The 23,224-nt window shown below is 54.1% G+C and carries 16 protein-coding genes; 10 read left to right on the forward strand and 6 right to left on the reverse strand.

The genetic code is table 11. The features are described from left to right. The first annotated feature begins 138 nt into the window (after nucleotides 1–138). Complete coding sequence (gene mrcA, locus DDT52_RS17625; protein WP_136157511.1) at nucleotides 139–2,694, forward strand: peptidoglycan glycosyltransferase/peptidoglycan DD-transpeptidase MrcA; 2,556 nt, start codon at nucleotides 139–141, stop codon at nucleotides 2,692–2,694. Between the two features lie 60 nt (nucleotides 2,695–2,754). On the opposite strand, the gene nudE is transcribed toward mrcA, so the two are convergent. Continuing rightward, nucleotides 2,755–3,312 carry an ADP compounds hydrolase NudE gene (nudE, locus tag DDT52_RS17630; RefSeq protein WP_136157512.1) on the reverse strand — a complete coding sequence of 186 codons (558 nt, stop codon included), beginning with the start codon at nucleotides 3,310–3,312 and terminating at the stop codon, nucleotides 2,755–2,757. Nucleotides 3,313–3,749: 437 nt separating this feature from the next. Here nudE and DDT52_RS17635 point away from each other — a divergent pair, with 437 nt between their 5' ends. From DDT52_RS17635 to pckA, 5 genes are all read left to right on the forward strand, one after another. Then, complete coding sequence (locus tag DDT52_RS17635) at nucleotides 3,750–5,885, forward strand: intracellular growth attenuator family protein (RefSeq protein WP_136157513.1); 2,136 nt, start codon at nucleotides 3,750–3,752, stop codon at nucleotides 5,883–5,885. A gap of 139 nt (nucleotides 5,886–6,024) precedes the next feature. Beyond that, complete coding sequence (yrfG, locus tag DDT52_RS17640) at nucleotides 6,025–6,714, forward strand: GMP/IMP nucleotidase (RefSeq protein WP_136157514.1); 690 nt, start codon at nucleotides 6,025–6,027, stop codon at nucleotides 6,712–6,714. A 37-nt stretch (nucleotides 6,715–6,751) separates the two neighbouring features. After that, entirely contained in the window at nucleotides 6,752–7,162 is a 411-nt protein-coding gene (gene hslR, locus DDT52_RS17645) for a ribosome-associated heat shock protein Hsp15 (protein ID WP_136157515.1), read from the forward strand. 30 nt (nucleotides 7,163–7,192) lie between these two features. Next, entirely contained in the window at nucleotides 7,193–8,062 is an 870-nt protein-coding gene (gene hslO, locus DDT52_RS17650) for an Hsp33 family molecular chaperone HslO (RefSeq protein WP_136157516.1), read from the forward strand. A 199-nt stretch (nucleotides 8,063–8,261) separates the two neighbouring features. Next, complete coding sequence (gene pckA / locus DDT52_RS17655) at nucleotides 8,262–9,881, forward strand: phosphoenolpyruvate carboxykinase (ATP) (RefSeq protein WP_136157517.1); 1,620 nt, start codon at nucleotides 8,262–8,264, stop codon at nucleotides 9,879–9,881. A gap of 167 nt (nucleotides 9,882–10,048) precedes the next feature. Here the strand turns inward: pckA and envZ are convergent, their stop codons facing one another. Next, entirely contained in the window at nucleotides 10,049–11,407 is a 1,359-nt protein-coding gene (gene envZ / locus DDT52_RS17660; RefSeq protein ID WP_136157518.1) for a two-component system sensor histidine kinase EnvZ, read from the reverse strand. Then, on the reverse strand, nucleotides 11,404–12,123 hold the full coding sequence (gene ompR / locus DDT52_RS17665) for an osmolarity response regulator transcription factor OmpR (RefSeq protein ID WP_005969424.1): 720 nt from the start codon (nucleotides 12,121–12,123) through the stop codon (nucleotides 11,404–11,406). Before ompR ends, envZ begins: the two co-directional genes overlap by 4 nt. Before the next feature lie 308 nt (nucleotides 12,124–12,431). On the opposite strand from ompR, the gene greB reads away from it, so the two are divergent. The 3 genes from greB to poxB all read left to right on the forward strand — a co-directional run bounded on the left by greB (nucleotide 12,432) and on the right by poxB (nucleotide 16,873). Further along, entirely contained in the window at nucleotides 12,432–12,920 is a 489-nt protein-coding gene (gene greB / locus DDT52_RS17670) for a transcription elongation factor GreB (RefSeq protein ID WP_136157519.1), read from the forward strand. Between the two features lie 254 nt (nucleotides 12,921–13,174). Continuing rightward, the gene (olsF, locus tag DDT52_RS17675) at nucleotides 13,175–14,908 is read left to right on the forward strand and encodes a bifunctional ornithine lipid synthase OlsF (RefSeq protein ID WP_136157520.1); all 1,734 of its coding nucleotides are present in this window, start codon (nucleotides 13,175–13,177) and stop codon (nucleotides 14,906–14,908) included. A gap of 243 nt (nucleotides 14,909–15,151) precedes the next feature. Then, nucleotides 15,152–16,873: a ubiquinone-dependent pyruvate dehydrogenase gene (gene poxB, locus DDT52_RS17685; RefSeq protein ID WP_136157521.1), complete on the forward strand. Its 1,722-nt coding sequence runs from the start codon at nucleotides 15,152–15,154 to the stop codon at nucleotides 16,871–16,873. A 106-nt stretch (nucleotides 16,874–16,979) separates the two neighbouring features. Here poxB and DDT52_RS17690 read toward each other — a convergent pair whose 3' ends face one another. Further along, complete coding sequence (locus DDT52_RS17690) at nucleotides 16,980–18,266, reverse strand: citrate synthase (protein ID WP_136157522.1); 1,287 nt, start codon at nucleotides 18,264–18,266, stop codon at nucleotides 16,980–16,982. Between the two features lie 376 nt (nucleotides 18,267–18,642). On the opposite strand from DDT52_RS17690, the gene DDT52_RS17695 reads away from it, so the two are divergent. Then, nucleotides 18,643–20,970 carry a Tex family protein gene (locus DDT52_RS17695; RefSeq protein ID WP_136157523.1) on the forward strand — a complete coding sequence of 776 codons (2,328 nt, stop codon included), beginning with the start codon at nucleotides 18,643–18,645 and terminating at the stop codon, nucleotides 20,968–20,970. A gap of 178 nt (nucleotides 20,971–21,148) precedes the next feature. On the opposite strand, the gene DDT52_RS17700 is transcribed toward DDT52_RS17695, so the two are convergent. Further along, nucleotides 21,149–22,531, reverse strand: coding sequence for an ABC transporter permease (locus DDT52_RS17700; protein ID WP_136157524.1), 1,383 nt, complete (start codon nucleotides 22,529–22,531; stop codon nucleotides 21,149–21,151). Further along, nucleotides 22,531–23,220: an ABC transporter ATP-binding protein gene (locus DDT52_RS17705; RefSeq protein ID WP_136157525.1), complete on the reverse strand. Its 690-nt coding sequence runs from the start codon at nucleotides 23,218–23,220 to the stop codon at nucleotides 22,531–22,533. Before DDT52_RS17705 ends, DDT52_RS17700 begins: the two co-directional genes overlap by 1 nt. Between the last annotated feature and the right edge of the window lie 4 nt (nucleotides 23,221–23,224).

Genomic DNA, 23,224 nt, shown 5'->3' on the forward strand with positions numbered 1-23,224 from the left:
CCGATATCCTTATTTAATGTACCCAATCGCTTTCAAGCCGCAGGGTATAAAAGAACGTATCCACAGTGCTGGCTTACCTTTATACTAGCGCGCGATTGTTTATAAACTGTCCAAACGCTATTGAATGGAAAATCTCAGGTGAAGTTCGTAAAGTATTTACTCATCCTTGCAGTGACTTGCATCCTGTTGGGAGCAGCCTCGATATATGGTTTGTACCGTTATATCGAACCACAATTGCCCGATGTCGCCACGCTGAAAGACATTCGGCTGCAAACCCCTATGCAGGTATACAGCGCCGATGGTGAGCTGATTGCTCAATTTGGAGAGAAACGCCGCATCCCGCTGAAACTGGATCAAATTCCTCCGGTGATGGTTCACGCCTTTATCGCAACGGAAGACAGCCGTTTCTATGAGCATCACGGCGTCGACCCGGTGGGGATTATTCGTGCCGCTTCGATTGCGTTAACATCCGGCCACGCTTCTCAGGGGGCCAGTACCATTACGCAACAGCTTGCCAGAAACTTCTTCCTGAGCCCGGAACGCACGCTGATACGTAAAATCAAGGAAGTCTTCCTGGCTATCCGTATCGAGCAACTGCTTACCAAAGATGAAATTCTTGAGCTCTATCTGAACAAGATTTACCTCGGCTACCGGGCTTACGGCGTCGGAGCCGCGGCACACGTTTACTTTGGCCGCCCTGTCGATCAGTTGACGCTGAGTGAAATGGCGATGATTGCCGGCCTGCCGAAGGCGCCTTCAACCTTTAACCCGCTCTATTCCTATGACCGCGCGATAGCTCGCCGTAATGTGGTGCTGGCCCGCATGAGAGATGAAAACTACATCACTCAGGCTCAGTATGACGCTGCGCGTAGCGAGAAGCTGGAAGCCGACTATCATGCGCCGCAGATTGCCTTCTCCGCACCGTATATCGCCGAGATGGCACGTCAGGAAATGGTGAAGCGTTATGGCGACGACGCTTATAACGACGGCTACAAGGTCTACACCACCATTACCAGAAAATTACAGCTGGCGGCACAGGATGCTCTGCGTAATAACGTCATCGCCTACGACATGCGCCACGGCTACCGCGGTCCGGACAAGGTGTTGTGGAAAGTGGGCGAAAGCGTCTGGGATCAGGCGAAAATTGTCGCCACGTTGAAAACGCTGCCGGTCTACGGCCCGATGTTCCCCGCCGTCATCATCAACACCACCGCCGATAAAGCCATTGCGGTGATGTCTGACGGCAGCAACATTTCTCTGCCAATGGCCGGTATGCGCTGGGCTCGTCCTTATCGCTCCGATACCCAACAAGGACCGACACCTAAACGCGTCACCGATGTCGTGCAAACCGGTCAGCAAGTGTGGGTGCGTAAAGTAGATGATGACTGGTGGTTGGGACAGGTGCCGGATGTTAACTCCGCGCTGGTCTCCCTCAACCCAACCAACGGGGCGATTGAAGCGCTGGTCGGCGGTTTTGATTTCAACCAAAGCAATTTCAATCGTGCGACACAGGCGCTGCGCCAGATTGGTTCTAACATCAAGCCCTTCCTTTACACCGCCGCCATGGATAAAGGTCTGACGCTGGCAACCATCCTCAACGACGTACCGATTACACGCTGGGATCCGGGCGCAGGTTCGGATTGGCGGCCTAAAAACTCGCCGGCGACCTATGACGGCCCGATCCGGTTGCGTCAGGGCTTAGGGCAGTCCAAGAATGTGGTCATGGTCCGTGCCATGAGGGCCATGGGCGTCGATTATGCTGCTGATTACCTGCGGCGTTTCGGCTTCCCTGAACAGAACATCGTTCATACCGAATCGCTGGCGCTGGGGGCGGCGTCTTTCACCCCGTTGCAGGTTGTACGCGGTTATGCCGTGATGTCTAACGGTGGCTATCTGGTTGATCCGTATTTCATCACCAAAATCGAGAGCGAAGCCGGCGGCACCATCTTTACCGCCACGCCGAAAGTGGTCTGCGATACCTGTAATTTGCCGTTAGTGTATGGTGAAACATCGCGTTCTTTGATGTTGTCTGCCGATAGTATGGAAAACGTCGCGACCTCTCGGGAAAATCCGCAGGGTGTACTGCCGATGCCGCAACTTGAGCCGGTTACGCCACAGGAAGCACGGCAAAATACCGCGCAGCCTTATGCTCCACATGTGATCAGTACACCGTTGGCCTTCCTGATCAAAGACGCGCTGAACAGTAACGTCTTCGGTGAACCGGGCTGGATGGGGACGGGCTGGCGTGCCGGCCGTGAACTGAAGCGTCGTGATATCGGCGGAAAAACCGGCACAACAAACAGTTCCAAAGATGCCTGGTTCTCTGGCTACGGCCCGAATCTGGTTACCTCTGTCTGGATCGGCTTTGATGATCATCGCCGGGACCTCGGCACCAGCAGCGCGTCTGGCGTCATTAAGGATCAGATTTCAGGCTATGAAGGCGGCGCAAAATCCGCTCAACCCGCCTGGGACGACTTTATGAAGGTCGCACTGGCTGACGTACCCGAACAACCTCTGACGCCGCCGCCCGGTATCGTCAGCGTGACGATCGACCGCAGCAGCGGCAAGTTGTCCAGCGGGGGGGGAAACAGTCGCTCCGAATACTTTATTGAAGGAACGCAGCCGACCGAATATGAAGTGCATGAAGTTGGCACGACACTGATGGATAACGGACAAAGCGAAGAACTGTTCTGAGGCCCCTCAGAACACAAAAAAGGCGCAGAAATCTGCGCCTTTTTGCTTATCATACGTCGATTAACGCGATGAACGGTTCAGCCAATCCTGAGCCAAAAACAGGGCGCTAACGTTACGCGCTTCCCGGAAGTCGGGGTCCTGTAGCAGCGTCATCATGTCGCTTAAAGGCCAACGCACTTTCGGCATCGGTTCCGGCTCATCGCCTTCCCGGGTCTGCGGATATAAGCCGCGGGCCACCACGATATTCATCTGACTGGAAAAATAAGAAGGCGCCATCGTCAATGTCGCCAGCAGTTCCATTTGTTCTGCACCAAATCCGACTTCTTCCATCAGTTCACGGTTGGCCGCCTCAAATACCGTTTCACCTGGATCAATCAGCCCTTTTGGGAAGCCAAGTTCATACTGTTCAATCCCCACGGCATATTCGCGGATCAGCAACAGTTCATCGTCGATGATCGGCACAATCATCACGGCCTGACGCCCGGAAGGTCGCATCCGCTCATAAACCCGGCGTACGCCGTTGCTAAACTCCAGATCGATGGATTCAACATTAAACAGACGTGAACGCGCAACCGTCTCTACCTTAAGGATTTTGGGTTTTTGCAGGTTATGACTCATAATGGCCCCATAGGAATATTACGACCAGACCGACACCTTAATCCAACCTGGATGAACGATAGCCACTACCTTCACCCCGCATGCTGGCGTGCCGTTAATGAAAAGAGATCGTTAATATTTTTTTGATCTTGCTCACATTGTGCGTTAACAACCCTCTCGCTGCAACTACTGCGATTGTGAATTACTTTTCCGTAACATGCCATATACATTAGCGAATTTAAAATAATCGCCAAAAGTCAATATCGTGGTGAAAAATCAGATGATCCTTATTTTAGCGGCTCCCTCTGCTTGTTACTATCATCTCCTTACGCAGTGAGTTTCCGTTGTTTTTTAATTATTAATCCAAAAAAACAAGACCATACGGGTTATCATCGATTGCATAGGTTTGTTAAACTCTGGCAACGACAAGGAGCAGGCTGCTTTGGAATGGAGATAAGATGAGCACAATATTTACCATCCTGGCTATATTGTTTGCCTGTCTAATCGCTGTCGGTGTTTTTATTATCTACCGTATGCGCGAGCGTTTGCCATTCGTTAAGCCACTGCCTGCGACACAATCGTTACCTCGCCAGCTGACTCAGGAAGAACGTCAGGTTGTTGAACAGTATCTCGCTCAGGAAAACACGCAGAAAACGGCGCCGCTTGATACGCCCAATGCGCAGCCGCGACTTCCCCGTTCATTACAAAGTAATCGGGTTTATCCGATTACCCATACCATCACGCGCTATGGTCTACGTACTGATTCACAAAATAAGTGGCGTTACTATATTGATACGCAGGAAATTCACCTGCCCCCCAGTTGGGAACAATATATTACCGAGAATAATAGCGTTGAGCTGATCAAAACCCGTTCCATCCCCCTGGTCATTTCCCTGAATGGACATTCGCTGGCAGAATGCATAGACGCGCCCGAAGCCATGTCCGTGCCAAATATTCCGATGCTTAACGCATCCATCAGTCAGGAAGAAAATGAACACGCCGAGCTGATTACCATCCGCAAGGAAACCCGGGAGGAGCATGCCATCCACCATTCCGGTGGTCTGAAAGAAGCCGCCGTGCTATGCCTGTCGTTTTTATTGCTATTTATCAGCCTGAACAGTCCCATTCCCCTGCTGCCCTGGCTCACCGGCACCGCCGCTTTACTGGCGGCCTGGGCTATCTGGCAGCTTTTTCGCTCGCCTTCCAACAAGGAATTGCGCGATGTTCACTGCCTGCACGGTACACCGCAGAGCCTCGGACTTTTTGGCGAATCCAATCAGGGGTTAGGTAATATCTCGCTCGGCAATATCGACCTGATTTATCCGCCACATTGGCAACCCTATATCGGTAACGATCTGGGACAAAAAACCGATGTTGATATCTATCTGAACCGGCAGGTCATCCGACAAGGCGAGCATCTGTCATTGCATGATGAAGTGAAACACTTTCCCTTACAGCAGTGGGGGAGAAATCTGCTGCTGGCGGCAGGGTCGTTCCTCAGTCTGATCCTGTTAATCACTAATGTTCCACTGGAATTGCCTTTGAAACTCAGCATGGCATGGCTTCAGGGAGCGCAACATATCAAAGTGGTTCAGGTGGATGAGTTGGAAAAGATACCACTCAAAATCGGTGATACGCTGGAAGTACAAGGATCGGGGATGTGCTATGTCCCTGCCGGGATCCGTCCCGCGGCAACGCCGCAGAGTTATGCCTTTACCCCTTTTGATTGTTCCGCAATTTACTGGAATCACGCGGATCCATTGCCGCTGCCGGAATCAGACATTATTGAAAAGGCGTCCGCATTGCTGAAGACCGTGAATAGCCAACTACATCCGCAGACGGATAAAGACGGGCAGATAAATTCGCAGCTTGCTTCCGCCATTCAGAAATCAGGCATGATTCTGCTGAATAACTTTTCGGATATCGTACTGAAAACACAGACCCTTTGTGAACAGGAAGGCGATTGTGTCCGTCTGAAAAATGCCCTCATCAATTTGGGCAACGTCAAAACCTGGGATGTCCTGGTAAAACGGGCCGATTCTGGGGCGCTGAAAGGCATGAATGTACTGTTGCGCCCGGTTAGTGCGGAAGCGTTGGAATCACTCGTCAACAGCTCAACCGATTTTTTCTTTTATCAGGAAATCAATAACGCGGCAGACTCACTGAACAGTCCGCCGCCGGGAGGGTTCCTGATTCGAAGCGATGAAGGACGCCAGTTGGTCAGCCATCCTTTGCCGCCGATGCCGCTGAGCGAGTATCGGGCTTCAGACCAATGGCAAGAGCTGCAACGACTGTCCGCCATGTTGCTGCACACGCCGTTTAATGCCGCCGGCGTGATTACCCAACTCAGTACCGACGCCAACGGCACGCAGCATATCAGCCTCCATAGTGAGCCGGATATGATTACGCTATGGCGCTATCTGGGCAGTTGCCTGCTATTGCTGCTTTTCTCTGTGATTCTGCTCGTCAATCTGGCGCTGCTCGTCACCAAAATACGCAAGAGTCAACAGCGGATAACCAGCATTCAGCGTTACTATGCCGAACGTTTTCATACGGCAGGGACATTGCCGGACAATCGTTCCCCCTTATCCTGATCGTCATCCCTGCCAATTATCATCAAGGGTTATGTTACCCTGACAAACCTATGCATTAGTTTTTCCGCCATACACCCGCGTCGTTATATGATTATCGGGTTTTATTTTTATCGGTAATCGTTCTGCATCTGGAGTAGTTATGAGCCCTGACTTCGACTGGCCCAACATTGATACCGTCATTCTGGATATGGACGGCACCCTGCTGGACCTGGCTTTTGACAATTATTTTTGGTTGCAGCTCGTGCCGCAATCTATCAGTGATAAACGCGGTATCAGCGTTGAGCAGGCAAAGCAGGTGATCGCACGGGAATATCAGGCCGTACAACACACGCTGAACTGGTACTGTTTTGATTACTGGAGCGAACGGCTGGGGCTGGATATCTACCAAATGACGACGGATATCGGCGCCCGTGCCCGCCTGCGTGAAGACACCACGCCGTTTCTGGCGGCCCTGCGCCATAGCGGAAAACAGACCATACTGCTGACAAATGCCCATCCGCATAGCCTGGCGGTTAAAATTGAACATACCGGGCTGGATCAGCACCTTGATTTATTACTTTCTACCCACACTTATGGGTATCCGAAAGAGAATCAGCAGCTATGGCAGGCTGTGCAGCAACAAACCGGGTTTAATCCTGCCAGGACGTTATTTGTTGACGACAGCGAGCCGATTCTGGATGCCGCGAAAACGTTCGGTATTCGCTACTGTCTGGGCGTCAGCAATCCCGACTCCAGCCAGCAGGAAAAATCATTCCGGCGATATCCATCCATGAATGATTATTTTGCGCTGCTGCCGTCGCTGCACCGCTCGGTGAAGCTCGGAGAATAGGCTGAGTAGCGTCACAAAGCAGTAATCAGGAGGATTCATGATGAAAGCAACCGACAAGACTGACGATGCCGTTCGTCTGGATAAATGGCTATGGGCCGCACGCTTTTACAAAACCCGGGCTATCGCGCGCGAAATGATCGAGGGCGGCAAAGTGCATTACAACGGGCAGCGCGGCAAACCGAGCAAGCTGGTTGAGCTGAACGCCGAGATCAAGTTGCGTCAGGGGAATGACGAACGCACCGTCATTGTGCTGGCGCTCAGCAGCCAGCGCAGAACCGCGGCAGACGCTCAGGCGTTATATCAGGAAACGGACGGCAGCATTGAGAAAAGGGAAAAGCTGACTCTGGCGCGAAAAATGAATGCGCTGACCATGCCACACCCGGATCGTCGTCCTGACAAGAAAGAACGACGGGATCTGATTAAATTTAAATACAGCGATCGGGAATAACCTTCACTGTCGCCACAGCGAGAAAATATTATGACCACTCATGACCAACTACATCGTTATCTGTTTGAAAATTATGCCGTTCGTGGCGAGTTGGCGACAGTAAGCGATACCTATCAGCACATGCTGGCCAATCATGACTACCCGGCGGAAGTACAGACTTTACTGGGAGAAATGTTGGTGGCAACCAGCCTGTTGACGGCAACGCTGAAATTCAGTGGTGATATTACCGTCCAGCTCCAGGGTGACGGTCCGCTCAAACTGGCCGTGATTAACGGTAATCATCTACAGCAAATGCGCGGAGTCGCGCGCCTTCAGGGTGACATCGCCGCCGGGAGCTCACTCAAAGAGATGGTGGGCAATGGCTATCTGGTCATTACCATCACGCCGACCGAGGGCGAACGCTATCAGGGCGTGGTCGGCTTAGAGGGAGAAACCGTTGCCGAGTGTCTGGAAAACTATTTCCAGCAATCAGAACAGCTTCCAACCCGGCTGTTTATCCGCACGGGTCAGCACGACGGCCGTATGGCGGCGGGTATGCTGTTGCAAGTGCTGCCAGCGCAGAATGCCGGTCGCGACGATTTCGATCACCTCGCGCAGCTCACTGCCACCGTCAAGGCGGAAGAGTTGTTTACCTTGTCTGCACACGACGTGCTGTACCGTTTGTACCATCAGGAAGAGGTTACGGTCTATGAACCGCAGGCGGTCTCTTTTCAATGTCACTGCTCACGCGAGCGTTGTGCGGATGCATTAATCACGCTGTCCGATCAGGAAGTCAACCACATTCTGGAACAGGATGGTGAAATCGACATGCACTGTGATTATTGCGGTAGTCATTATATTTTCAATGCGAATGATGTTCAGGCGCTTCGACAGCATTCATCAGATAATCTTCTGTATTGATCGCTTTACGGGTACGTTGTACCCGTTTCATTTATTAATATGTCGCTAGATCAGATTGGTTGTTTTTTCAACACCATAGGCAAACAAAGTTATTAATGAATTTATTTAACTTTATGATTGCTATCGCGGTTAAAATAAGCTCACTCCCCTACAATCGTTGTCAGTACGAATATGAATATAACAATTGAGGAGTAGCTATATGACTGTCAAAGGTATAACCCCACAAGCCCTCACTACTTATGGAATCCAAGACGTTCGCGATATTGTCTACAATCCCAGCTATGAGTTGCTTTTTAAGGAAGAACTCTCCCCTACCCTACAAGGTTACGAGCGCGGCATAGAAACCCAGCTGGGTGCCGTTGCCGTCGATACCGGTATCTTTACCGGCCGTTCCCCCAAAGATAAATACATCGTTCGCGATGATGTTACCCGCGACACGGTGTGGTGGTCCGATCAGGGGAAAGGCAAGAATGACAACCATCCGCTGAGTCAGGAAATCTGGACCCACCTGAAACAGCTCGTCACCCAACAACTCTCCAGCAAACGTCTGTTTATCATTGATGCCTTCTGCGGCGCCAATCCGGATAGCCGCCTGAAAGTCCGTTTCGTCACTGAAGTCGCCTGGCAGGCGCATTTCGTCAAAAACATGTTTATTCGTCCAAGCGATGAAGAATTACAGGGTTTCGAACCTGATTTCATCGTGATGAACGGCGCCAAATGCACCAACCCACAATGGCAGGAACAAGGGCTGAACTCCGAGAACTTCATTGCTTTCAACCTGACCGAGCGCATCCAGCTGATTGGCGGCACCTGGTACGGCGGCGAAATGAAGAAAGGGATGTTCTCCATCATGAACTACCTGCTGCCACTGAAAGGCATCGCCTCCATGCACTGTTCGGCGAACGTGGGCGAACAGGGCGATGTAGCCGTGTTCTTCGGTTTGTCAGGCACCGGGAAAACCACCCTGTCGACCGATCCCAAACGTAAACTGATTGGTGATGACGAGCACGGCTGGGATGACGACGGCGTGTTTAACTTTGAAGGCGGCTGTTACGCCAAAACCATCAAATTGTCCAAAGAAGCGGAGCCGGACATCTATGGCGCGATCAAGCGGGATGCCCTGCTGGAAAACGTCACCGTGCTGGCCGATGGCAGCGTTGATTTCAACGATGGTTCAAAAACCGAAAACACCCGCGTGTCTTATCCGATCTACCACATTCACAATATTGTTAAGCCGGTATCCAAAGCCGGACATGCGACCAAAGTGATTTTCCTTACCGCGGATGCGTTCGGTGTATTACCGCCGGTTTCCCGTCTGACGTCAGACCAAACTCAGTACCATTTCCTGTCTGGCTTCACCGCTAAACTGGCCGGTACCGAGCGTGGCATCACTGAACCTACGCCAACGTTCTCCGCCTGCTTTGGCGCGGCATTCCTGTCGCTGCACCCAACGCAGTATGCCGAAGTGCTGGTCAAACGTATGCAGGCCGCCGGCGCACAGGCGTATCTGGTCAACACCGGCTGGAACGGAACCGGGAAACGTATCTCCATTAAGGATACGCGCGGGATTATCGATGCCATTCTGAATGGCAGTATCGATGATGCAGAAATGCATACGCTACCGATCTTCGATCTGGCGATCCCAACCTCGCTGCCGGGTGTGGATCCTGCGATTCTTGATCCGCGCGATACCTATGCCGATCGGGCGCAATGGCAGGAGAAAGCGGAAGATCTGGCGCATCGGTTTATCGCTAACTTTGATAAATACACTGATGCGCCAGCAGGCGCGGCGCTGATTTCAGCAGGTCCCAGGCTGTAACTGCACGAAAAACGACAAAAGGCGCGGATTACCGCGCCTTCAGGCCATTAACAACGTTAAATTTTAAGGAAAACACGGGGATGAGGTTCCCGCAGGGACGCCTCGCCCCGTGTATCTCAGGCTTACAGACGACGTTGTCAGTAATCTCTTTTTTTATCTGGAAAATATCACTCTTTACTGGCGCTATTCTCTGCGGCGGAAATATCAAACGGCAGCGGCAGATAAGCACGAACACATAGTCCGCCACGCTCGCTGGTGCTGACATCCAATGCGCCGTCGTGAGCATCAATAATCCGCTGCACAATCGCCAGCCCCAGCCCCGTGCCACTGGTGGTACGCGCACTGTCGCCGCGCACAAAAGGCTGGAACAGGTGTTTCAGTTGCGCAGGTTCGATACCTTCGCCATCGTCTTCCACCTGGAACCAGGCTCGCTGTAATTCCCGTCCCGTACTGACTTTAATCCAACCGTTGCCATAACGGGCCGCGTTGACCACCAGATTCAGCGCCGCGCGCTTGATGGATAACGGACTGACGCGAACTAACAGCTCGCCCGCGGAAAAATCACTGTCGATATGGCGTTCATAACCACTTTCAGCCGCGACCACTTCGCCCATAATCGCGTTCAGATCGGCCACCTCGGTCTGCATCTCCTGGCCGGTGCGCAAGTAGTCAATAAACTGCTCAATAATGGCATTACACTCTTCAATATCCTTATTGATCGACTCTGCCAGATAGTCGTCATCCTTGTTCATCATCTCCGTCGCCAGACGAATACGCGTCAACGGCGTGCGTAAATCATGACTCACCCCAGCCATCAGCAAGGTACGATCGTCGGCCAGCAGCTTCACGCCGGAAGCCATCTGATTAAAGGCACGGGTGACGGAGCGCACCTCCGAAGCGCCGTATTCACGTAACGGAGGGGGAATAATCCCTTTACCGACCTGCAAGGCCGCATGCTCCAGCTCCACCAGCGGACGGTTCTGGACGCGGATAAACAACCAGGCGCCGCCGATCACCAGTAACATGATCGCCAGCGTATAGCGGAAAAGCGGGGAAAAATCGCCCTGGTGAATTTCTGTCAGCGGCACGCGCACCCAGATATCCGGCGACAGCCAGGTTTTCAGCCAGACAACGGGGGTATTTTTGCTGACCTCGACCCGGACATCCGTCGGACCGCCCAGCTGTTGCGCCATCTGCTGGCTCAGAAACTTATAGTGCTGAGCCCATCGCAGGCCACTCTCCTCCGCCGCCGCGTTGGTATATAACGATATACCCAGTTCGCGGTAAATCTCACGCCGGAACGCCGGTGGCACCTCAAGCGTGGTGCCATCCTCCAATTGCAGGCTGTCGGTCATCAGCATTCGGACTTCGTACGCGAGTACCTTATTAAACTGCTGTAAACTCGGCAGGATCGCGAAATTCAATACCACCAGATAGGTGGTGACCAAACTGACAAACAACAGCGTCACAATCAGTAGTAACGTCCGGGCAAATGAGCTGCGCGGAGAAAAGCGCCATCGCATCATGCCTTACTGCCGTCCGGTACAAAGACATAACCCAGTCCCCAGACGGTCTGGATATAGCGTGGGTGCGCCGGATCTTCTTCCACCATGCGTCGCAGACGTGAAATCTGTACGTCGATGGAACGCTCCATCGCACTGTATTCCCGTCCACGGGCCAGATTCATCAGCTTGTCACGGGACAGCGGCTCACGCGGATGGCTGACCAGCGCTTTCAGAACGGCGAACTCACCGCTGGTGAGCGGCATGGGTTCGTCATCGCGGAACATCTCACGGGTTCCCAGATTCAGTTTGAATTTGCCAAAAGCGATAATGGCCTCTTCCTGCGATGGCGCGCCTGGCAGTTCATTCGCCTGACGGCGTAACACGGCGCGGATACGGGCCAGCAGTTCACGCGGGTTGAACGGCTTGGGAATGTAGTCATCCGCGCCGATTTCCAGCCCGACGATACGGTCGACTTCTTCCCCTTTCGCCGTCACCATAATGATGGGCATCGGGTTGCTTTGACTGCGCAAACGACGGCAAATGGATAAACCATCTTCACCCGGCAGCATCAGATCCAGCACCATCAGGTGAAATGATTCGCGAGTCAGCAAACGATCCATCTGTTCAGCATTGGCAACGCTCCGTACCTGAAAACCCTGCTCGGTCAGATAACGTTCCAATAGCGCACGCAAACGCATGTCGTCATCTACAACCAGAATTTTATAGTTCTCTTGCATTCTCTTTCTCCAAAGGCGCAATAGCCGCCGATGCCGCTATTGTTCAGAATCATACGAATTACTGACAGTCGTTTCTGGTATACATTCGAGGCAAATTGTTACAAAGCATATTAAACTACGTGTAATCAACCAGTTTCGTACGCAATTATAGCCGTTCATAAATGAATCCATCGTAATTCATTGTACTGCTGCTACCAAGATCTCAATCATGCGTCTTATTCTCGCCAATCCTGCCTGATTTACGCCTTTGAAAGAATCGTTGATATAATGCCGGACTACCCCATCCGCTGCCATGAGATTGAAAACGCGTGAAAACGAACCTGATCACCCGGGAAGGATACAACAAACTCAAAGCTGAACACGATCATCTCTGGAATGTAAAACGCCCCGAGATCACTAAGATCGTATCATGGGCGGCCAGTCTGGGAGATCGTTCTGAAAACGCCGATTACACCTATAACAAGCGCCTGTTACGTCAGATTGACCGCCGCGTTCGCTATCTGCGCAAATGTCTGAGCGAGCTGCAAATTGTCGATTATTCTCCCCAGCAGGAAGGAAAAGTTTTCTTTGGCGCCTGGGTTGAGATTGAAAATGAAGAGGGTCAGGTAAAACGCTTTCGTATTGTCGGACCGGATGAGATTTATGGTGATGTGAAAGATTACATCTCCATTGATTCCCCCATGGCGCGCGCCCTGCTAAAAAAAGAGATCGATGAGGAATTTACCGTCGCCACGCCGGACGGCGTCAAAGCGTGGTGTGTGAACGCCATTGAGTACATCAAAATAGCACAGGAATAAATCGTTTGTTCTTACTAGTCTCTTTAGTGGGTTAGCGACTCCCCTGACAAACGGGGAGCCGGGAAGGAGTATGGGTGACAAAGCGCCGAACGTTGTCACCCGTCTGACCGGCTCTTGCAGAGCAAGCCAGCAATGAATACACGGCGTAACGGCGCGATACCTGCTGATATTTTCACCCGTTTATTTCTACGCTGACATAAATGTGTCACCTCCATCCCTTACCTTTGCCAACGATGAGCTATGGAGAACAATTTATGTTTAGCTTAGATGCCATCCTGCAAGACCTTGCCCCCCATCGTCACACGCCTTCCTGGCAGAAAAACCTATTACGATCGTTATTATTCGAGAACGAAATCCAGCAATTTTCCCAGCGTTATCCCCATCTAAAGGGATTGGATCTGGTCGAGCAAATTCTGGATCACTTGCATCTCAACTGTGAAATGGTCGAAGGGGATTTGGAAAATATTCCCAGTCAGGGGCCGGTGGTGTTGGTTGCCAACCATCCGATTGGATCATTGGATGGACTGGCGCTGCTGCGCACGGTCGCCAGCGTCAGGCCCGACGTGCGTATCGTGGCCAGCCAGTTGCTCTCTTACGTTGAGCCGCTGAAAAACCTGTTCTTTTCCGTCGATAACTTTAATAACCGCACCAAGCGCCAGCAAATTACCGCGATACAGCAATATCTGAATAATGATGGCGCGATTATTGTGTTCCCGGCAGGGGAAGTGTCCCGTATCAGCCTGAAAGGCATCCGCGACGGTCACTGGCACAGCGGCTTTATCCGCATGGCGAGCAAAGCGCGCGCCCCCGTCGTCCCTATTCACATCAGCGGGCGCAACAGCAGTCTGTTTTACTTCTCTTCGCTGATCTATCGGCCGCTTTCCACCCTGCTGCTGGTCAGGGAAATGTTTCGTCAACAGGGCAACAGACTCAAGATTCGCATTGGCGCTCGCATCCCTTATGTCACCTGGAATCAGGGCGACTGGCAGGCCAACGATCTTGCCGCACGTTTTCGCCGTCACGTTTATCGGCTGGGACAGGGAAAACCCGGCTGTTTTTCTGGTGAAAAACCCATTGCATTAGGCGAAGACCGCGTGATGTTGAAACGGGCGTTGGCTGACTGCGAAATGCTGGGCACCACCCCGGATGGAAAGATCGTCTACCTGTACCAGCGCGGTAAAGAAGACTATGTTCCGATTCTGCGCGAACTGGGACGCCTGCGGGAAATTGCCTTCCGGGCCGTTGGAGAAGGCTCCGGCCAGCGCCGCGATCTGGACAGTTACGATGACGATTATCTGCACCTGATTCTGTGGGATGAACGGGATCTGGAAATTGTCGGCGCCTATCGTTTTATCCCCACGGCCCGACAGATTGCCGGGAAAGGGAAAAACGGCCTCTACAGCCACAGCCTGTTTCACTACGGTGAAGAGATGGACCCGATACTGGCGTCCGGTATTGAACTCGGGCGCAGCTTCATCCAGCCTAAATACTGGGGCAAACGCGGTCTGGACTACCTCTGGCTAGGCATCGGCGCTTATCTGGCACGCTACCCGGAGTATCGCTATTTATTCGGCCCGGTATCGCTGTCCGGCACCCTGCCGCCGACGGCCCGCGATCTGCTGATCGCCTTTTATCGCCTGCACTTTGCGCCCGACCAACCCCTGGCCCAATCGCGCCGTCCTTATCCGGCATCCCTGCCCGATGTACTGAAGCAATTTGAAGGCACGGACTATCAGCAGGACCTGACGCTGCTGAAAAGCATGCTGGGCAACATGGGCTGCGCCATTCCGACGCTGTATAAACAGTACTCGGAAATCTGCGAGCCCGGCGGTGTCCGGTTTATTGATTTCGGTATCGATCCCGATTTCAACAACTGTATCGACGGGCTGGTTCTGGTGGATTTGCAGCAGCTCAAAGAATCCCGCTATCAGCGCTACATTGCACCGTTCAGGGAAGAGACGCCGGAGCAGCCTCGTGCCGAAGGATGATCTGCGAACGGCTATCGTCTGATGGGACAATACGCCGCCGCCAGCCATGCCGTGCGGGGGTTGACGAGAGCGATGGCGCTCGAACTGGCGGGATAACCATGCGTTAATCCCCGGCCAACAACATCAGTTCACAATTTTACCGCTCCCTTACCCGTCTCGTTTAGCGTAATGCGTGTATGCTTTTTTCAGTGTAGTGATTCGCGATCGGGAAAACGGTCATTCATCAGAAAGGAGCGAAAAAGTATGAAACAATCCGTTGCCACTTTAGTAGCCAAAACGTTGGAAAGCGCCGGCGTAAAACGCATTTGGGGCGTAACCGGGGATTCGCTGAATGGGCTGAGCGATAGTCTGAATCGTATGGGCACCATCGAATGGATGCCGACGCGTCATGAAGAGGTGGCGGCATTCGCCGCCGGCGCCGAAGCGCAGATTAGCGGCGAGCTGGCGGTTTGCGCCGGTTCATGCGGTCCCGGCAACCTGCATTTGATTAACGGTCTGTTCGATTGTCACCGCAATCACGTGCCGGTTCTCGCCATTGCCGCACATATTCCTTCCAGTGAAATCGGCAGCAACTATTTCCAGGAAACCCATCCGCAGGAGCTGTTTCGCGAATGCAGCCACTACTGCGAGCTGGTTTCCAATCCTGAACAACTGCCGCAGGTGCTGGGCATCGCGATGCGCAAAGCGATTCTTAACCGCGGCGTTTCCGTGGTGGTACTGCCCGGTGATATCGCGCTAAAACCCGCGCCTGAAGAGGCGACATCGGACTGGTATCCGCCACAGCATCCCATTATTCGGCCAAACGACAGCGAAATACGCAAGCTGGCCGATCGGCTGAATGAGGCGAAAAATATCACGCTGATGTGCGGCAGCGGCTGTGCGGGCGCGCATGATGAAGTGGTGCAATTGGCCGCCGCGCTGAAGGCGCCGATGGTACACGCGCTGCGCGGCAAGGAATATATTGAATATGACAACCCGTACAGCGTCGGCATGACCGGCCTGATTGGCTTCTCATCCGGCTACCACGCGATGATGAATGCCGATACGCTGGTACTGCTGGGTACGCAGTTCCCTTATCGCGCCTTCTACCCGACCGACGCCGCCATCATTCAAATCGATATCAATCCCGGCAGCCTCGGTTCGCACTGCCATGTCGACATGGCGCTGATTGGCGATATCAAATCCACGCTGACCGCGCTGCTGCCACAGTTGGGTGTGAAAACCCATCGCGATTTTCTCGACAATGCGCTGGAGCACTACGCCGATGCGCGTAAAGGACTCGACGATCTGGCGACGGCCAATGATAAACAGGCGATCCACCCGCAGTATCTGGCACAGCAGATCAGCCACTATGCCAGTGAGGATGCCATCTTCACCTGTGACGTGGGTACGCCGACCGTATGGGCCGCACGCTATCTGAAGATGAACGGCAAACGCCGGCTTATCGGCTCGTTCAGCCACGGCTCGATGGCCAATGCGATGCCGCAGGCGCTGGGCGCGCAAGCGATCGACCGTCAACGCCAGGTCATTTCGCTGAGCGGCGACGGCGGGTTCAGTATGCTGATGGGCGATTTTCTGTCCGTCGCTCAGCTTAAGCTGCCGGTAAAAATCGTGGTGTTTAACAATAGCGTGCTGGGGTTTGTCGCCATGGAAATGAAAGCCGGCGGTTATCTGACAGATGGCACCGAATTGGAAAATCCCAACTTTGCCGCGATCGCCAACGCCTGCGGCATCAAGGGCATTCGCGTGGAGAAAGCCTCTGCGCTGAACGCCGCGCTGGAAGAGGCGTTTGCCTACGACGGCCCGGTGTTGATCGACGTTATCACCGCCACCTCCGAGCTGGCGATGCCGCCGCAAATTAAGCTGGATCAGGCAAAAGGCTTTAGTCTTTACATGCTGCGCGCCATTATCAACGGACGCGGCGATGAAGTGATTGAACTGGCGAAAACCAACTGGCTGCGCTAACACCGCAGCGGCGCTGACCGGGGCCGCCCGCCTGAGTGGCGAAGCGGCCGCCTGCTTCAGCGTATAAAGCAACGTCAGAGCATCACGTTACGCGCCGAACCCCGCGTTATTCATCCCGCCGGGAAACGTAGTCCCGGCGTGGTTCACCGGTATAAATCTGGCAGGGACGATAGATCTTCATCTCCGGCTGGGTATGCATTTCATTCCAGTGCGCAATCCACCCGATGGTCCGGCCCACGGTGGAAATCACCGTAAACATCGACGGCGGCAGCCCCATCGCTTTAAGGATCACCGCGGTATAAAAATCTGCGCTGGGATACAGTTTGTTTTCCAGGAAATAAGGATCGGTAATGGCGATATGCTCCAGCTCAATCGCCACCTGAAGCAAACTGTCTTCCATACCCAGTTCGCCCAGCACCTCGTAACAGGTTTTACGCAGGATCGCCGCACGCGGATCGAAATGCTGGTACACCGAATTGCCAAATCCCATCAGGCGTAACGAATTGTGCTCGTCTTTTGCGCGCTGCACAAATGCCGGAATACGATCCACGGTTTTAATCTCTTCCAGCATACGCATGCAGGCCTCATTGGCACCGCCGTGCATCGGCCCCCACATGGACGCCAGGCCAGCAGCGATACAGGCAAATGGATTGGCGCCGGACGATCCTGATGCTCTGACCGCCATGGTGGACGGACACTGGCCGTGATCGGCATGCAGAATCAGAATGCGGTTCATCGCGCGTTCCAGTACCGCATTCACCTCATATTTCTCTGCGGGGATGGAAAACAGCATATGCAGGAAATTACCGGTATAGGACAAGGAATTGCGGGGATAAACAGCGGGCTGTTCGATGGAATATTTGTAGCACATCGCCGCCAGCGTCGGCATTTTGGACAACAGACGAACGGCGGCCAATTCACGATGCTCCGCGTTATTAATATCCAGCACGTCATGGTAGAAAGCGGCCAGCGCCCCCACCACCGCACACATCAGCGCCATCGGGTGTGAATCACGACGAAACCCGCTGAACATGCGGGCGATCTGCTCATGAATCAGGGTATGGCGGGTAATGTTGTTGGTGAATTTCTTATATTCTTCCGGCGAAGGCACTTCACCATGCAGGAGAATGAAACAGACTTCGGTAAAGTCACATTGCTCCGCCAGTTGCTCAACAGGAAACCCCCGATGCAGCAGTACGCTGTTCACCGCATCAATATAGGTAATGGCAGATTCACACCCGGCGGTGTTGGCAAATCCGGGATCGTAGCTGCATAACCCCTGCGCGCCAAACGGACGGATATCCACAGCCTCTTTCCCCATCACGCCGGAATGCATTTCCAGCGTAAGTTTTTCTTTCCCGTCTATTGCCAACGTGGACTGTTTTGCTGTCATGAATCTTTCTCCTGCCGAATGAATAATCGTGTTCGCTATAGAGCAAATATACCCAATCAATCTCATTTTTATCGGTGAACTGCATCAGTTGCGCCACCGCAATCATACGGTGACAGCACTACTACCCAGCTTATTTAATACGCTAAAATCACCGATGGGTTGCAAGAATCTGACGTAATATTGATTCAGGTAAAGTTTGCTACCTGTCCGGTACGATAACGCAGCCCGCACTTGTCGCATACAAGCCGGCCAGATACACGGGATAGTAACACCTCCGCAGACTCAATGGGGACAGGCTGGCATTTTTCGCTTTCAATCCGTATAACTGTCCCCCTGTTGTTTAACCCATTAATTGATGACGATTGATATCAGACCTATGAATGATTCATTAAGCCAGATTATTGCCAGCGAATTGCAGGCTCGAACGGAGCAAGTGGACGCCGCCGTCCGGCTGCTGGACGAAGGAAACACCGTCCCTTTTATCGCACGTTACCGTAAAGAAGTGACCGGCGGGTTGGACGACACCCAATTACGCTTATTGGAAACGCGCCTGAGCTACCTGCGTGAACTGGACGATCGGCGCCAGACTATTCTGAAATCCATTGACGAACAGGGAAAATTGACCGACCAGCTCGCCAGCGCCATTAACAGCACGCTAAGCAAGACCGAACTGGAAGATCTCTATCTGCCATATAAGCCTAAACGCCGGACTCGTGGACAGGCAGCCATTGAAGCCGGGCTTGAGCCGTTGGCAGATAGCCTGTGGCAAGATCCCTCTCAGGAACCGGAACTCGCCGCTCAGGCTTACGTTGATGCTGAAAAAGGCGTGGCAGACACCAAAGCGGCGCTGGATGGCGCGCGTTATATTCTGATGGAACGCTTTGCGGAAGATGCCGCGCTGCTGGCGAAAGTCCGTCACTATCTGTGGAAAAACGCCCATCTGGTGTCCCGCGTGGTGGAAGGCAAAGAGGAAGAAGGCGCAAAATTCCGTGACTATTTCGACCACCACGAACCCATTGCTCAGGTGCCTTCCCACCGTGCGCTGGCCATGTTCCGCGGACGCAATGAAGGGATTTTGCAACTGTCGCTGAACGCCGATCCGCAGTTTGAAGAAGCGCCGCGTGAGAGTTATTGCGAACAGATTATTATCGATCACCTGAATCTGCGTTTGGGTAATGCGCCAGCGGATAGCTGGCGGCGGGCCGTCATCAACTGGACGTGGCGAGTCAAAGTGCTGCTGCATCTTGAAACCGAATTGATGGGCAGCGTGCGGGAAAAAGCGGAGGACGAAGCGATCAACGTGTTCGCCCGCAATATGCACGATCTGCTGATGGCGGCGCCCGCAGGCATGCGGGCGACCATGGGGCTCGATCCCGGTCTGCGCACCGGGGTGAAAGTGGCGGTGGTGGATGCCACCGGCAAGCTGGTCGCCACCGAAACGATTTATCCTCATACCGGGCAAGCCGCCAAAGCCGCCGCCGTCGTCGCCGCGCTGTGCATCAAGCATCAGGTTGAACTGGTGGCGATTGGCAACGGCACCGCTTCACGTGAAACCGAGCGTTTCTTCCTTGATACGCAAAAACAGTTCCCGGATATCCATGCGCAGAAAGTGATTGTGAGCGAGGCCGGGGCATCGGTGTATTCGGCATCCGAACTGGCCGCACTTGAGTTTCCCGATCTGGACGTCTCCCTGCGCGGCGCGGTTTCCATCGCCCGCCGCTTGCAGGATCCGCTGGCCGAACTGGTGAAAATCGACCCGAAATCCATCGGCGTCGGTCAGTATCAGCATGACGTCAGCCAGAGCCTGCTGGCGAAAAAGCTGGATGCGGTGGTGGAAGACTGCGTAAACGCCGTCGGCGTTGATCTGAATACCGCCTCCGTCGCGCTGTTAACGCGCGTTGCCGGCCTGACCCGGATGATGGCGCAGAATGTGGTCGCCTGGCGTGACGAAAATGGCCGTTTCCGCAGCCGGGAACAGTTGCTGAAAGTCAGCCGTCTGGGGCCAAAAGCGTTTGAACAGTGTGCGGGATTCCTGCGTATTAATCAGGGTGATAACCCGCTGGACGCCTCTACCGTTCACCCAGAAGCCTACCCTGTCGTAGAGCGTATTCTGGCCGCCACGGAACAGGCGTTGCAGGATCTGATGGGCAACCCCAGCGCGCTGCGCAGCCTGAAACCCGCGGATTTTACCGACGAGCGCTTTGGGGTGCCGACCGTTACCGACATCATCAAAGAGCTGGAGAAACCGGGCCGGGACCCGCGTCCTGAGTTCAAAACCGCCAACTTTGCCGATGGTGTGGAAACCATGAACGATCTGGTGCCGGGCATGATTCTGGAAGGAGCGGTCACCAACGTGACCAACTTTGGCGCATTTGTGGATATCGGCGTACATCAGGACGGTTTGGTGCATATTTCATCACTTGCCGACCATTTCGTCGACGATCCGCACAAGGTGGTGAAAGCCGGGGACATCGTGAAGGTCAAAGTGATGGAAGTGGATCTGCAACGCAAGCGTATCGCGCTGACCATGCGGCTTGATGAGCAGCCGGGAGAAACCGCAGTACGACGCGGCGGCAACAGCGGTGGACGCGACAACAACGCGCGTTCAGGCGCAGGCAAGTCACGGCCTCGCCCGGCCAACACGTCATCCGCGGGCAACAGCGCCATGAGCGACGCACTGGCGGCGGCGTTTAAGAAACGTTAACCGGAAGAAAGCACGGGGATGGGGTTGCCCCACCCCGTGGTCGCCCCGAATATCCCGATCCTTAAATGCGAGCGGTATTAACCCAGCCATCCCCCGCGCCAGAGAGGAAGCCAAACCCCGGTTGGTTTCCTCCTCTCCCTGTCAAGGCTCATATCGCTACCCAAACAGGTTCAGAGCCTCATTCCCCTCGCAGCGCCATAGCGGGCGACTGTCGATAGGCCAGCATGGCGGGAAGCGTGAGCACCGCCGCGGCAATCAGCAGCAGTATCAACACAAAGTGGATATCCTCCACTCCCAGCGTGACTGGCAGGACAAAACCACTCTTCTCACTCATGATCACGGCAATGGCCCGGGCGGCAACATAGCCGATTGCCACCCCCAGCAGCACGCCCGCGCTGACCAGTGACATCAGCCCACACCAAATCAGTGTAAAAATGCCATACCGCGGGGCGCCAAACGCCCGCAGCGCGCCGATTTGCTTCTGTCGCTGTCGGAGATGGACCACGGCTACCATCGCCACGGCGATGCCCACCAGCCCCTGCGTACCCAGAGTGATATACACCAGCAGTTCACGAATATCACCCAGAATTCCGTAGAGTTTCACCAGCACTTCGCCAGGGAAAACCGCCAGCGTCGTGTTGTTGCGATACAGTGAACGCAGTTGATAGGCGCCGGCGATACTTTTGGGTTTCACCACTATCGCAGGGATACCCGCCTGATGCGCGTGATCGTGTTCATCCGCCTCTGCGTGTTCGTCATCATGCTGCGTTTCATCATGATGTTCATCCGTCACGCCTTCGCCATGCTGAGCGGCGTCAGCCGCATGGATCTGGTCTTCATCGTGATGAACCTCGCCTTCGTTATCATGAGCATGGTCTTCATCATGATCGTGCTCTTCGTCGTGATGAGAACCGTCTTCATCATCATCATGAACATGGCCGGGCGGCTGAATACCGTGCACTCGCCATACCGCATTGACCGGCACCAGAATCGCCTTATCCCAGGCGCTGCCGTCCGCTGGCAGCACACCGACTACCGTATACGTCACCGAGTCATGCGCATGTGCGCCTTCGGTTCCGACCTGCCCGTGAATCGGGCTGAAGGTATCGCCCAGCGTCAGGCCGGTTTGCGCCCCCACCACGGCTTCAAATCCATCGTCAAATACCCGGCCAGCGACCAATTGACGCTTGCCGTCATCCGTTACCAGCGGCAGCGTCGTCCCCACGATCGGCATCCCCTGATAGAAATCGCCGAAGGCGACGGGCGCCGCCCAGGCAACCAACGGATTTTTCGTCAGGTCATCCAGTATGCTGGCGGGAATCAGCGTCAGCGCTGACGGTTGCAAAAAAACCGACGACAGCACCAGTTGCGTTTCACTGCCCGGCGCGCCCACCACCAGATCAAAACGATCGGCCGCTTTCGCGCTGCCCAAACGCAGTGCCCTCTCCTGCAAACTGACGGAAATGCTTAACGCCGTCGCTACGGCAATCAGCAATACCACAACCAGAACGCCTGGCCACAGGCGCCGCCAGTCCACCCAAATAAGACGCCATGGAATCATTATTTTTCCTCCTGTGACGTGCTGTCCGCCACCAGGCGTCCTTTTTCCAGTTGAATACGGCGGGTCATCTGCGATGCCAGACGCGTATCGTGGGTAATCGCAATCAGCGTAGCGTGATGGGTGCGGGCCAGCTCGACCAACAAGTCGGCAATCTGCTCGCCGCTGTGCGCATCCAGGCTCGCCGTGGGTTCATCCGCAACAATGATTTCCGGCGCACTGAGCAACGCCCGGGCCACCGCCACCCGCTGCTTTTCGCCTCGTGACAGCACCTCAACCGGACGGTTTCCGGTATCCAGCCCGACCTGTGACAACAAATCGGCCGCCCGTTGCCGGAGTGAGGACGGTAAGCGCCAGTGATGAAACTGGGCTGGCAACAATACGTTATCCAATGCACTTAAGCCGGGGAAAAGATGAAAATCCTGCATCACCAGCCCAACGTGCCTGGCCCGCCAGCGATCGCGTTCCGCTTCATCAAGCTGACGAATATCCTGCTGCTGCCATTGCACCCGGCCTTCTCCACTGTTGTCCATCCCGGTAATTGCATTAACCAATGTGGTTTTACCGGAGCCGGAAGGCCCCATCACCGCGACTCGCTCACCGGCAGCGACAGACAGCGCCGGAATATCCAGCACGGCATCCGGCGTATCGGGGAACCTGACGCTCAGGCCCTGGATCAATAACTCCGCCATCGAC

It is taken from the genome of Brenneria roseae subsp. roseae (genome assembly GCF_003115845.1).
GTDB classification, from domain to species: domain Bacteria; phylum Pseudomonadota; class Gammaproteobacteria; order Enterobacterales; family Enterobacteriaceae; genus Brenneria; species Brenneria roseae.